The organism is Ramlibacter sp. G4-7 (assembly GCF_057784995.1).
This window is the reverse complement of sequence record NZ_JBYNTT010000002.1, coordinates 83,291-95,494: the sequence shown is the minus strand read 5'-3', so window position 1 is coordinate 95,494 and position 12,204 is coordinate 83,291. Positions and strand designations below refer to the sequence as shown.

Below are 12,204 nucleotides of genomic sequence, written 5' to 3'. Positions count from 1 at the left end.
ACCCGTCGCCTCTCAAAGCGTGGGAGGGGTGTCTCCGCACCGTTGAAGCTGGTGAAGGGATAGTCACCTTGTCGAGCGCGGCCGCCGTATACTGGATGTACATACAGTACGCGGAGGTAGCGATGAACGTGGCGTACACGGTGAAGGTGCTGGACGATGGGAGACTGGCTTGCGGTCGGAGGATCGAGCTGGAAGTGCTCATCGCCCGCGAGCTTGAGGGGCTGCTCGGTGGTGCGCGTGAAGTCGTGAGCGCCTGCGAGGCGGCGAACATGGCCCAGAAGGCCGAGGCAGACGCCTCGCGCTGGAGGCAAGCAGTTCAACAGGCGGCGATGCTAGTCCGCGAGAACGCCGCGATGCCGGAGCTGGAGTTCCAGGTCCATCTTGATCGCGGCGGCCAGGTCGCGGGACCGTGACAGGCATTTTGCGCTGGGACATGATGCGCGCGCGGATGAAGGGGCAGATCGTCTACAGGCACATGCCTGGCCTCCTGCGGATCGTGCGCGGTCACCTGCTCCTGGCTGCCCAGAACGTCCCCGCCTTGGGCCGCCCGCGCTTCACGGCGACCCTCAAGTGTGAGGTGAAGGGGAAGGACGATCCCCTGCCCCTGCATGACGCTCATCTCGTCCACGCCGACGGCACGCGGCTGGTGTTGAGCGGCTACGAGTGCCTGGAGGAGATGGGGCGCGAGACACACTACGCGCAGACTTGGGTACTGGGGGCGTGCGAGGGCGCGCAGCCAGAGGCGAGTCGGGGCCCACCATTCCCGGGGTAGCGGCTTCAATCTTCAAAGTACAGCGAAGGCCCAAGTATGGGGCCGCCATAACGTTCCCTGCTCGCTTGTATCGCTTCGGACGCGTAGAACCGCCTCGCAAAGACCTTCAAGTCCCGCGGCTTGGTGGGCAGGTGCTTTAGCAGGCCATATGCCTCTACCAGCGGTCTGAATTCCTTTGCCCGGTAGGTCAAGCAATTGAACATGAGCAGCGTCGCCTCCTCGCTGGTCAGCGAAGCGCGAGCTATGTTGGCGTATTGGATTTTCTTATCGAGGGGCAGACTGCTGCGGTCGATCAGCTTGAAGACGTGGAACAAGGTGCGGAAATAAGGGCCGAGATCGCTCTCATTCTCCGCATACCAGTCTTCGTACTTGACTATGACGAAGTTGCGCTGCTCACCAGTTCCCGGGTATACGAAGTAAGCCTGTTGCTCCTTCGGGTCGAGGCGCGCCCCGGGATGGACGGGGTCAACGATGTCCTCGCAGAGGCGGCGCACCGCGACCTGAAAGTCGTACGTGTGGCCCCAAAGGGAGAGTTCCCTCGGTCTCAGCCCCCTATTGAAATCGATCAAGCGAAAGAAAAGCGGCTCAAAGGCCTCCTGAAGATGTTGCTGTCGCCCTAGGCGCAGTGACTGATGCTGAAGAAAGCCAGCAACTGCGACCCCAACGAACGCGGCTGCTGCAAACAATGAATTGATTCCACCGAACAGATCTCCCACCTGTCCAAGGAGGGAAATTTGCTTTTCGCCGACTTCATTTAACCAGTACCGCAGAAAAAACCTGACGCCGTACGTGGCCCATATCACCCACGCAACGGATGCAAGGATGGTTGTGACGACTACGGCAATTGCGACAGGATGAGCGGCCAGCCGCAAACGAATCCAGCGAGACGTTCCGAGAACGGCGACGGAAACCTCACCCAGCGCACGTCGAAGCCCCTTTAGCATCAGAGACTTCACTTCTTCAGGCAGTCGGACATGAACTTCTTGCGCTCGTCTCCCTTCTTGTCCTTCGCCTCGACGTTGCAGGACTTCATCACCTCCTGCTGGCGCTTCTTGCCGTCCGACAGGCACGTCTTCATGAATGCCTTGTGCTCGTCCCCCTTCTTGCCCGTCGCCTCCTTGTTGCAGGTCGCCATTAGCGCCTGCTGCGGCGTCAGCTCCTTCTTCTCCTCCGCATGGGCGGCGAGCGTGATCCCGGTGATGGCTACGGCAAGGACAATCGTCTTCATGTTGGTGTCTCGCGGTGAAGCTCTGATTCCACCACGGGCGCACGGGGTGCCGCAATCCGCATAGTGGAACGTGTCGTGCGGGTGCGGCGCGACTCCCACCCGTCTGCGCTCCGGGTAATTCCGCCCCTGAACCTCAGGTTGCACCTGGAGACACGCGTGACTTTTCAAGCCTCCGCCTCAACAATCGGCGATGGAGGTTTGCATGCACGTTCGCGTAGTTCTTTTTGCTTCAATCATGATCGTGATGGACACATCGGTAGCGCAACCCGCCGATATGCCGACAAACGGAATCGCATACAACACCAAGGAGAACAGTTCGCTCACGTACGCCTGCCGCCCCACAGGTGCAGCGATGGAGTGCGAGTTCACGCAGGCAAGCATCCGGCAAGCCGCAGGCCCGGGGGACCTTTCCGCGGCCATCGCCCAGGCGAAGCAGGAGTTTGCGAAAGGAGTGAGGTTCAGCGCCGAGGAATGTCGTGGGTACGAGACCATGGCCGCCGTGCTTGAAGGTCGAGCGCAGGCTCCGAAGCCGGAGGCTCTCGCCGCCATGACACCAGTACAGCGCCGGGACGCTCTCGCCGCTGCGAGGGGGCTTCTGGCCTACTGCAAGGCCCCCACGGAGACAAACTTCCTAGCTGTTATCCGCAGCGACCACGAACGGAAGCTGAAGACCTGCACGGTGTCCAGCAACACGTTCAAGCAGACCTTCCGGCGCGGGAACGAAGGCGCTGTGTGGATCGTCCAGGACGCCCCGTCCGGCCCGTGCGGTGCGGTGAACGTTGGCCGGTTTGAGCCCGTCACCCCTGATGCAGGCTCCCTGAAGCTCACCTTCTGGAAGTACTTCGCCCGCCGCGTCATCACGAACCCGAATGCCACCTTCTTCGGTGACACGAAGTGCAGTGGGTTTGACCAGGCCGAGTACGAGTACGACTGGAAGGACAAGGAGCGGCAGCTCACCTGCGAGTACGTGAAGTTCACGCCGTTCTGACGACAAGCATCGGATGCGTGACGCAGACTGGGGCTGGTGCCTTGCGAGGGCGAGCAGCAGGAGGCGACGAGCCCCCCTTCCAAGTTGACTACCAAGGACGCCCGGCCGTGCGAGTCGCCCGAATGTACTGAGTAAACCTGCTGCCCTTCTCCGTCAACGAAGCGTATGGTCCAACAGTCGGTGACGGCATCTCGTCATTCCATTTCATCAGTTCGTTCTTGAAAAACACTAGACGGAAGTCGTGAATTGTTTTCAAACTCCACGGTGCATCGCCCGTCCTCGATTTGTGTAGCTCAAGAAACCGATGCATGTCTGACTCGCTCAGCCTGTGCGGGGGCCGCGTCATGGCCTCCAGCATTTCCCATTGGCTGCCGTATAGAACGCCGTAGACCTGCTCGAACTCGATGTACTCGCGGAGCTGAGTGATAGCCTTCTTAAGTTGAGTGAGGTCCGCCGCGACGGTGTCAGGGCGTGACGCCGGTGCAGGTGCAGGTGCAGGTGCAGGTGCAGGTGCAGGTGCAGGTGCAGGTGCAGGTGCGGGTGCAGGTGCGGGTGCGGGTGCGGGTGCGGGAGTTTCTGGCGCTGGTGCCGCAGCCACCGCCTCTGCTGGTGCGGGTGTTGCCGCAGGTGCAGGAGCGCCAGTTTTCGCCGTGGCCCCATTCACGTCTACAGGGTCGGGAGGCGGGGTTGGAACTTCCTGCTGCTGCTCAAAAAACCCGGCCCTCCCGCCCGGCACTTCAAGTTCCTTGAGGTGCGAGAGCTTCTCCCTGATCGCAGGCCCGAATTTCCAGACCGCAACAAGAAACATGATGACTGCCACCGGCGGCCAGCTCAAAAAAACCTTTAGGTATTCGAGCAGAAGGGTCCAGTTCGCCCAGGGGTGGGCGGCAACACGGATGATCGCCGCGACGCCGATCATGGCCGCGACGGTCGTGAGGACCACGATGGCGGCGACGCCAATGATGCCGGTGACAGTCGTGGCCTTTAAGGCGGGTTTCTTCATGTCATTGCCGAGGTGCTGTCACCATTCGATCACGGGACTGCCGGAGGGTGCAATGCGCTGGATGGGCCATGTCCGGAACGGCGAAACTCCCATGGCGGCTGCGCACCGGGGAGGCTCCACAAGCCCCTTTTCAGCCTCTTGGCTGCGTCCTCTGCGGCGGCGTAGGCCAACCTGTCCGACAGCGGCTGCTCGCGCTCGTAGGCCCTGAAGAACCACGCCATGCCAGCCTCGATCTGTTGCAAGTTGACATCCATGCCGGAGACCAGAACCTTGCCTACTAGCCGCCCGTAGCGGTCCTCCTTGTGGTACTCCACTGTTACCCTGCGCGCGAACGTCATCGCGGCGAGGTTGTTCTTCGCCTGACCGCCGAAGTCCTGGGCCTTCTCGGGTGCGTCGATCCCTGCGAGCCGCACCTTGTGCTGCTGGAGATCGTCGTCCAGCACGGTGATGGTGTCGCCGTCCGTCACGCCGACCACCACGCCCACCATGGACTCGGCACAGGCCGTGTTCATGGCAATCACCGCCGACACGAAGACACCAAGAAGGCTCAGGACTCGCACAGGTACACCAACGTATTGAGCTAACCCAGGGACGACCGTACCGTAGCATTAGCTACCTCCGCGATGAAGGTGTAGCGATGACGGCCAGGAAGAAGAACCCACACGCAGAACCGATGCAAATCGTTCATCCCGAGGACTTCCGGGCGCTGGATCGGGCGACCAAGGGGATGACTCCGCTTGAGCGGGTGGTCTTCATCGGCGAGTTGGTCAGGAAGATCGAGGAAGACAAGGTGACGGGCGAAGCTCACTCCGAGACCACTGAGGCTCTGGTGAAGGCCCAGATGGCGTCCAGCAAGGCCAACGCGATCTTCAGGCGGATGGCGAAGCTGCCGACTCCGATGGCCTCCGATCCTGGCCCAGACCTGCCGAAGCCGACGAAGGCCGTGCGGAATCCCGCGAACAAGCGGCCCTGACATGGTCATGCAGCCCGTGGCGACAGCCGATGCAGGACCACTTGCCGGGAGCAGCAGGCATCGAGGTCGTCGGGGCGCTGGCGACGGCCTCAACCCATTACGCGCACGGTACGCACGCGTACGAAGCAGGAACCAACTTCCGGCGCAGCACCTTTTTCATATCTTTTTCATACCGCAAAGCAAAACGCCACCCGAGGGTGGCGTAAGTGCTTGATTTGTATGGTGGGTGATACATGGATCGAACATGTGACCCCTGCCGTGTGAAGGCAGTGCTCTACCGCTGAGCTAATCACCCGTTGCCCGTTCAGGCAAGAGCGCGATTATGCCACAGGCGAAAAAGGCACCTGACGCCAGACTGTCTTGCCGCCCGAGGCCTTGTCCAACTGCTTGAGGACTTCCTCGTGGGCGGCCGCTTCCTGGTCGTTGGCCAGCAGCACCGGCAGGGTGAACTGGCGCAGGTCCACGCGCGTGACGATGGCGCCGATCGCGCCGGCGTCCGCCTCGTCGATCAGCAGCGCGTCCTGGCCGCGCGTGAGGTTGATGTAGACGTCGGCCAGCAGCTCCGCGTCCAGCAGCGCGCCGTGCAGCGTGCGGCTGGAGTTGTCCACGCCCAGGCGGTCGCACAGCGCATCGAGGCTGTTGCGCTTGCCGGGGTACATCTCCTTGGCCATGGCCAGGGTGTCCGTGACCTTGCCGACGTGCCGCGTGAAGGCCGGGCGCCCGAGCAGTTCCAGTTCCTTGTTCAGGAAGGCGATGTCGAAGGCGGCGTTGTGGATGATGATCTCGGCGCCCGCGCAGTACTCCATCAGTTCGTCGGCGACCGCCGCGAACCTGGGCTTGTCGCGCAGGAACTCGTTGCTGATGCCGTGCACCTTCAGCGCGTCCTCGTGCGAGTCGCGTTCGGGGTTCAGGTACCAGTGCTTGTTGTTGCCCGTCAGCTTGCGGGCCACCAGCTCGACGCAGCCGATCTCGATGATGCGGTCGCCGGCTTCTGCGGACAAACCCGTGGTTTCGGTGTCGAGGACGATCTGGCGCATCGCCGGCATTATGCTTGAGCGCATGTTCGACCTGAACGGGCGGATCGCCCTCGTCACGGGGGGCAACGGAGGGCTGGGCCTCGGGATGGCGCGGGGCCTGGGGCAGGCCGGCGCCACCCTCATCGTCGTGGGCCGCAACGCGGAAAAATCCGCGGCGGCGTTGCGCGAACTGCAGTCGCTGGGCCTGCGGACGGACGCCCTGCCCTGCGACGTGACGGACGAAGCCGCCGTGAAGGCGCTCTTCGCCGAGGTCGACCGCCGCCATGGCCGCCTGGACATCCTGGTGAACAACGCCGGCAGCACCGTGCGCAAGCAGCCGCAGGACTTCACGCTGGAAGAATGGAATTCGGTGATGGACCTGAACCTGACCGGCGCCTTCCTCTGCGCCCGGGAGGCCTGGCCGCTCATGAAGAAGGCAGGCGGCGGCAAGGTGATCAACATCGGCTCGATCCTGTCGCTGTTCGGCGCGCCCTACGCGCCCGCGTACTGCGCCAGCAAGGGCGGCATCGTGCAGCTGACGAAGTCGCTCGCGCTGGCCTGGGCCAAGGACAACATCCAGGCGAACACGGTGCTGCCGGGGTGGATAGACACCGAGCTCACCGTCGACGCGCGCAGGCAGGTGCCGGGACTGAACGAGCGGGTGCTGGCCCGCACCCCGGCGGGTCGCTGGGGCGTGCCGCAGGATCTTGCCGGCATCGCCGTGTTCCTCGCCAGCAGCGCCAGCGATTTCGTCACCGGCGCGGCGATCCCGGTCGACGGCGGCTACTCGTCCGCCTGAATGTCCCATCAAATGTCCCATTGACAGGACATTGGGACGGGCGGACGATCCGCGCCCATGGCGGATGCCCTGCCCCTGCCCAAGTACCACCAGATCTACCTCGTGCTGCGCGAGCAGCTGCACGAGGGGCGCTTCGCGCAGGGCGTGCCGGGCGAGCTGGCGCTGATGCGCCAGTTCGGCGTGGCGCGGGTCACGGTGCGGCGCGCGCTGCAGCAGCTGGCCGACGAGGGATTGATCGCCCGCGAGCGCGGCCGCGGCACCCGCGCCGTGGGCCCGGGCTCGGCCGAGGGCGTCGCCCAGGCGCGGCAGAAGACCACGCGCCTGACCGGCCTGCTGGAGAACATCATCAGCATGACGCAGAACACCACGGTGCGCGTGCTGGAGGTGGCCTGCGTGGGCGCGTCGGGCGAGGTCGCCCAGGCCCTGCAGCTGGCGCCCGGCGCCGCGGTGCAGAAAGCGGTGCGCGTGCGCTCCACCCGCGAAGGCCCGCTGTCCTTCATCACGACCTGGGTGCCGGGCGACCTGGCGCGCCACTTCGGCCGGCGCGAGCTCGCCAGGAAGCCCATCCTCGTGCTGCTGGAGGAAGGCGGCGTGCGCATGGGCGGTGCCCAGCAGACGATCTCGGCCCGGCTCGCGGATGCGCAGGTCGCCACGCACCTGGGCGTCGCCGTGGGCTCCGCCTTGCTCGCGGTGCGCCGCCTGATCCACGACGACGCGGGCCGGCCCGTGCAGTGGCTGCATGGCCTGTACCGCCCCGATCGCTACGAGTACCAGATGCAGCTGTCCCGCGTCGGCGACATAGACGCCAGGGTGTGGGTCAGCCGCGAGTTGTCCGCGCAGTTCCACTGAACCCAGAAGGAGAACCTCGATGACCCGTGCCCCCTCCCTGAACCGCCGCCGCTTCGTCGCGCAGGCGGGTGCCGCCGCGTCCGCGCTGGCCTTCCCGCTCGTGGGCGGCGCGCAGCCGCGGACGGTGAAGGTCGGCGTGCTGCACCCCGTCACCGGCGCCCTGGCCTATTCGGGACAGCAGTGTCGCGAAGGCGCGCTCATGGCCATCGAGGACATCAACAAGGCCGGCGGCATCAAGTCGCTGGGCGGCGCGAAGCTGGAGGCCCTGCTGGGCGACGCGCAGTCGACGCCGGCGGCGGGCACGGCCGAAGTCGAGAAGATGAACGAGGCGGGCGTGAGCTGCATCGTCGGCGCCTACGCCTCCGCCATCTGCCTGGCCACGACGCAGGCGGCCGCCAAGTACAACCTGCCGCACATCGTCGACGTCGGCGTCGCCGACCAGATCGTGCAGCGCGGGCTGAAGAACACCTTCCGCTTCGCCCCGGGCTACACCACCTGCGCGCAGATCGCGCTGGCCAACCTGCACGTGCTCAACACGGCGGCGGGCAAGCCCGCGAAGAGCGTGATGATCATCCACGAGGAGTCGCTGTTCGGCACCGGCACGGCCAACCTGCTCGCGCGCGAGCTGCCCGGCTACGGCTACGAAGTGAAAGAGGTCATCAAGCACGCCAACCCGACGCGCGACTTCAACAACATCGTGCTGCGGATGAAGGCGGTCAACCCGGACATCGTCATCCCGGCCAACTACTACAACGAGTACGCCCTGCTGGTGCGCACCATGCAGCAGCAGAAGGTGATGCCCAAGGCGATCTACTCCGTGCTGGGCGGCGCCGCCTCCAGCTACAAGTTCGTCAAGGAGTTCCCGGACGCCGCGCGCGGCATCATCGACTGCAACCACTGGTTCAATCCCAAGGACAAGCGCGCCTTCGACCTGAAGAAGCGCACCGAGGCGAAGAACATGTTCTACAGCTACGAGGTGTTCCTCACGTACACCGCGATGCGGCTGCTGGCCGACGCGCTGGAGCGCGGCAAGTCCGCCGACCGCGCCGCCATCGTCAACGCGCTGGAAGCCAGCACCTTCAGCGACCACTTCCTGCCCTACGGGCCGACCAAGTTCGTCAACGGCCAGAACACGGGTGCGCAGCCGCTCATGACGCAGGTGCTGGACAACGACATCAAGGTGATCGTGCCGCGCGAGTACCGCCAGGCCGATCCGGTCTTCCCGCTGAAGGCCTGAGCACGCGAGCACGGGAACGGCCATGTTCGACTTCGGCATCCTGTTCCCGGCCGTCCTGAACGGCCTGACCACCGGCGCCGTGTACGCGCTGGTCGCCCTGGGGCTCACGCTGATCTACGGCGTGCTGCACATCATCAACTTCGCCCACGGCGCGGCGCTGATGATGGCGCTGTACGGCGTCTACTACCTCAAGGCATCGCTGGGCATCGACCCTTACCTGGCACTGCCGGTGATGGTGGCGGCCATGTTCGTCGCCGGCTATGCGCTGCAGCGCGGCATCATCAACCGCGCGAGCCACGGCAAGGACGAGAACATCCTGCTGGTCACGCTGGGGCTGTCCATCGTGCTGGAAAACCTGGCGCTGCTCGCCTTCAAGTCCGACACGCGCTCGATCGATACGCCGTACACGCTGGCGACGGTGGCGATCGGGCCGGCCATGATCGCCGTGCCCAAGCTGGTGGCCTTCGCGGGCGCGCTGGTGGCCGCGGGCCTGCTGCTGTGGATCATGCGCGGCACGGACCTGGGCCGCGCGATCCGCGCCGTGGCGCGCGAGAAGCAGGGTGCGCGCCTGGTCGGCATCGACGTGGACCACGTGTATGCCATGAGCTTCGGCATCGGCCTGGCCTGCCTGGGCGCGGCCGCCTGCTTCCTGCTGCCCGCCTACTACGTGAATCCGCTGGTGGGCAACGGCTTCGTGCTGGTGGCCTTCACCATCGTGGTGCTCGGCGGCATGGGCAGTTTCGCGGGTGCGCTGGTGGGCGGGCTGCTGATCGGGGTGGTGGAGTCGCTGGGCGGCCTGTGGTTCGGCGAGTCGCTGGGACAGGTCGGCATCTTCCTGCTGTTCATCGCGGTGCTGCTGTTCCGGCCGCAAGGGCTGTTCGGAGCGAAGGCATGACCGTCCGCCGAGACCTGCTGCAGATCGCGCTCTTCGTGGCCGTGGTCGCGGCCGTGGCGGCCACCGCGCGTTCCGGCGTGGTGCTGAATTTCGCGATGATGGCGCTCTACGGCTGCCTCATGGCGCAGTCCTGGAACCTGCTGGGAGGCTACGGCGGGCAGTTCTCCTTCGGCCATGCGCTGTTCTTCGGCACCGGCGCCTACGTGCAAGCCATCGCGCAACTGCAAGGCGGCGTGAGCCCGTGGGTGGCGCTGCCGCTCGCGCTGGCGGCGGCGGCGCTGGTGGGCGTGTTCTTCGGTGCACTCTCCTTCCGCTATGGCCTCAAGGGCTCGTACTTTGCGCTCGTGACGCTGGCGTTCGCCGAAGTCTTCCGCATCCTCGCGCTGTCCGTGCCCTTCACCGGTGCCGGCGTCGGCCTCATGGTGCCGCTGAAGGCAGGCGCGGCGAACATGCAGTTCGCCGACCGCAGCGGTTTCGTCTGGATCGCATTGGGCCTGGTGACCCTGGCCTTGCTGGTCACGGCCTGGTTGCGGCATTCCCGCTTCGGCGCCCGGCTGCAGGCGGTGCGCGACAACGAGGATGCGGCGCGGGCCATCGGCGTCGATCCTTTCCGCGCCAAGCTGGGCGCCATCGCGCTGTCCGGCGCCTTCATGGGCGCCGCGGGTGCCCTGTACGTGCAGGTGTTCCAGTACATCGACCCGGGCATCGCCTACGGCCCGCATACGTCGGTGGAGGCGCTGGTGGCCGCCATCGTCGGGGGTCTCGGCACCTTGTGGGGCCCTGTGCTCGGGGCACTGGCGCTGCACCTGCTGGCGGACTTCACGCGCAGCCTCTTCGGTGCCCTGCCCGGCATCAACATGGTGATCTACGGCGCCGTCCTGGTGCTGATCGTGATGTTCGCGCCGCGCGGCCTGCTGGGCGTGGGCCGGTCGGTGCGCAGCCTGTGGTCGCGGCCGCGGGCCGCCGAGCCGCCACCGGAGGTGCTGCGTGGCTAGCCCGCTGCTACGCGTGGAGGGGGTGTCGAAGTCCTTCGGCGGGCTGGCCGCCGTGCGCGGCGTTTCGCTGGAACTGGACGCCGGCAGCCTCGCGGCCCTGATCGGGCCCAACGGCGCCGGCAAGACGACCCTGTTCGCACTGATGTCCGGCTTCCTGCGCCCCGACGCAGGCCGCATCGTCCTGGACGGCACGGACATCACGGGACAGCCGCCGCACCTCAATGCGCGCCGCGGCATGACGCGCACCTTCCAGATCGTGCAGCCTTTCGCCGCGCAGAGCGTGCGCGAGAACATCGCCGTCGGCGCGCACCTGCACTGCGCCGGCCGCCGCGAAGCGCTGGCCGAAGCCGAACAGGTCGCGCAGCGCGTCGGCCTGGCAGCCCAACTGGACAAACCCGCCGGCGACCTGACCGTGGCGGGACGCAAGCGCCTCGAGCTCGCGCGGGCGCTCGCCACGCGTCCGCGCCTGCTGCTGCTCGACGAGGTCCTGGCCGGCCTCAACCCGCAGGAGGTCGCCGAGATGGTGCCTGTGGTGCGCGCCATCGCGGCCGGCGGCGTGACCGTGCTGATGATCGAGCACGTGATGCAGGCGGTGATGCATCTCGCCGGCCACGTGTGGGTGCTGGCGCAGGGGGAGCTGATCGCGCAAGGCACGCCCCGGGAGGTCACGCGCGAGCCGCGCGTCATCGAGGCCTACCTGGGCCACGGCACCGCGCGCCGGCTGGTGGAATCCGCATGAGCGAGGCACTGCTCTCCGTCCGCGGCCTGCGCAGCGGCTACGGCGCCGTCGAAGTGCTGCGCGGCATCGACCTGGACGTGCAGCCCGGCGAGATCGTGGCGCTCCTGGGCAGCAACGGCGCCGGCAAGACCACCTTCAACCAGACCGTCAGTGCGCTGATCCCGGCGCGCGCCGGCAGCATCCGCTTCGAAGGGCAGGACATCACGCGGGCGCACTACCGCGACGTGGTCGCAAGCGGCCTGCTGCACGTGCCGGAAGGCCGCAAGGTCTTCCCCAACCTCTCCGTGCGCGAGAACCTGGAGCTGGGCTCCTTCGCACGCGCCCGGGCACGGCGGGCGGACAACCTGCAGCGCGTGTACTCCATCTTCCCGCGGCTGCAGGAGCGCAGCGCGCAGCTGGCCGGCACCATGAGCGGCGGCGAACAGCAGATGCTGGCGATCGGCCGCGGCCTCATGGGCGAGCCGCGCCTGCTGATCCTCGACGAGCCTTCGCTGGGCCTGTCGCCGCTGCTGGTCGAGGAGCTGTTCGCGCTCATCGGCCGGCTGCATGCGCAGGGCCTTGCCATCCTGCTGGTGGAACAGAACGTGGCGCAGTCCCTGGAGATTGCGCATCGGGCCTACGTGCTGGAGAACGGCTGCGTGCAGTTCTCCGGCAGCAGCGCCGAACTGCTGGCGACCGACCGGTTGCGGCAGGCTTACCTGGGTGTCTGA

15 protein-coding genes and 1 tRNA gene are annotated in these 12,204 nt (G+C 66.0%); 10 read left to right on the top strand and 6 right to left on the bottom strand.

The annotated features are described in order from the left end of the window. Positions 1-68 precede the first annotated feature (68 nt). Positions 69-413, top strand: coding sequence for a hypothetical protein (locus tag AC3EGR_RS03415; protein ID WP_488545034.1), 345 nt, complete (start codon positions 69-71; stop codon positions 411-413). Positions 414-777: 364 nt separating this feature from the next. On the opposite strand, the gene AC3EGR_RS03410 is transcribed toward AC3EGR_RS03415, so the two are convergent. Then, positions 778-1,728: a putative phage abortive infection protein gene (locus AC3EGR_RS03410; RefSeq protein WP_488545033.1), complete on the bottom strand. Its 951-nt coding sequence runs from the start codon at positions 1,726-1,728 to the stop codon at positions 778-780. Beyond that, positions 1,725-2,000 carry a PsiF family protein gene (locus AC3EGR_RS03405; protein ID WP_488545032.1) on the bottom strand — a complete coding sequence of 92 codons (276 nt, stop codon included), beginning with the start codon at positions 1,998-2,000 and terminating at the stop codon, positions 1,725-1,727. The genes AC3EGR_RS03410 and AC3EGR_RS03405 overlap by 4 nt, the downstream gene beginning before the upstream one ends. A gap of 202 nt (positions 2,001-2,202) precedes the next feature. Here AC3EGR_RS03405 and AC3EGR_RS03400 point away from each other — a divergent pair, with 202 nt between their 5' ends. After that, positions 2,203-2,988 (top strand): hypothetical protein, encoded by a 786-nt coding sequence (locus AC3EGR_RS03400; RefSeq protein ID WP_488545031.1) that lies wholly within the window; start codon positions 2,203-2,205, stop codon positions 2,986-2,988. An 88-nt stretch (positions 2,989-3,076) separates the two neighbouring features. On the opposite strand, the gene AC3EGR_RS03395 is transcribed toward AC3EGR_RS03400, so the two are convergent. After that, positions 3,077-3,991 (bottom strand): hypothetical protein, encoded by a 915-nt coding sequence (locus tag AC3EGR_RS03395; protein ID WP_488545030.1) that lies wholly within the window; start codon positions 3,989-3,991, stop codon positions 3,077-3,079. A gap of 29 nt (positions 3,992-4,020) precedes the next feature. Next, entirely contained in the window at positions 4,021-4,503 is a 483-nt protein-coding gene (locus tag AC3EGR_RS03390) for a thermonuclease family protein (RefSeq protein ID WP_488545029.1), read from the bottom strand. Positions 4,504-4,628: 125 nt separating this feature from the next. Between AC3EGR_RS03390 and AC3EGR_RS03385 the strand changes: the two genes are divergently transcribed. Next, on the top strand, positions 4,629-4,964 hold the full coding sequence (locus AC3EGR_RS03385; RefSeq protein WP_488545028.1) for a hypothetical protein: 336 nt from the start codon (positions 4,629-4,631) through the stop codon (positions 4,962-4,964). Between the two features lie 220 nt (positions 4,965-5,184). Here the strand turns inward: AC3EGR_RS03385 and AC3EGR_RS03380 are convergent. Together AC3EGR_RS03380 and dnaQ are read right to left on the bottom strand one after the other, a co-directional pair. Then, positions 5,185-5,259 (bottom strand) — tRNA-Val (locus AC3EGR_RS03380). Positions 5,260-5,284: 25 nt separating this feature from the next. Next, entirely contained in the window at positions 5,285-6,001 is a 717-nt protein-coding gene (gene dnaQ / locus AC3EGR_RS03375) for a DNA polymerase III subunit epsilon (protein WP_488545027.1), read from the bottom strand. A gap of 22 nt (positions 6,002-6,023) precedes the next feature. Here dnaQ and AC3EGR_RS03370 point away from each other — a divergent pair, with 22 nt between their 5' ends. Genes AC3EGR_RS03370 through AC3EGR_RS03340 form a run of 7 tightly spaced genes read left to right on the top strand, consistent with a single transcriptional unit; the run spans position 6,024 to position 12,204 of the window. Continuing rightward, positions 6,024-6,779, top strand: coding sequence for an SDR family NAD(P)-dependent oxidoreductase (locus tag AC3EGR_RS03370; RefSeq protein ID WP_488545026.1), 756 nt, complete (start codon positions 6,024-6,026; stop codon positions 6,777-6,779). A gap of 57 nt (positions 6,780-6,836) precedes the next feature. Beyond that, the gene (locus tag AC3EGR_RS03365) at positions 6,837-7,628 is read left to right on the top strand and encodes a GntR family transcriptional regulator (RefSeq protein ID WP_488545025.1); all 792 of its coding nucleotides are present in this window, start codon (positions 6,837-6,839) and stop codon (positions 7,626-7,628) included. Positions 7,629-7,647: 19 nt separating this feature from the next. After that, a complete protein-coding gene (locus AC3EGR_RS03360) occupies positions 7,648-8,865 on the top strand; it encodes an ABC transporter substrate-binding protein (protein ID WP_488545024.1) in 1,218 nt (405 codons plus the stop codon). Positions 8,866-8,887: 22 nt separating this feature from the next. After that, positions 8,888-9,760 carry a branched-chain amino acid ABC transporter permease gene (locus tag AC3EGR_RS03355; protein WP_488545023.1) on the top strand — a complete coding sequence of 291 codons (873 nt, stop codon included), beginning with the start codon at positions 8,888-8,890 and terminating at the stop codon, positions 9,758-9,760. Next, complete coding sequence (locus AC3EGR_RS03350) at positions 9,757-10,755, top strand: branched-chain amino acid ABC transporter permease (RefSeq protein ID WP_488545022.1); 999 nt, start codon at positions 9,757-9,759, stop codon at positions 10,753-10,755. The genes AC3EGR_RS03355 and AC3EGR_RS03350 overlap by 4 nt, the downstream gene beginning before the upstream one ends. Then, positions 10,748-11,494, top strand: coding sequence for an ABC transporter ATP-binding protein (locus AC3EGR_RS03345; RefSeq protein WP_488545021.1), 747 nt, complete (start codon positions 10,748-10,750; stop codon positions 11,492-11,494). Before AC3EGR_RS03350 ends, AC3EGR_RS03345 begins: the two co-directional genes overlap by 8 nt. Further along, positions 11,491-12,204 (top strand): ABC transporter ATP-binding protein, encoded by a 714-nt coding sequence (locus AC3EGR_RS03340; protein WP_488545020.1) that lies wholly within the window; start codon positions 11,491-11,493, stop codon positions 12,202-12,204. The genes AC3EGR_RS03345 and AC3EGR_RS03340 overlap by 4 nt, the downstream gene beginning before the upstream one ends.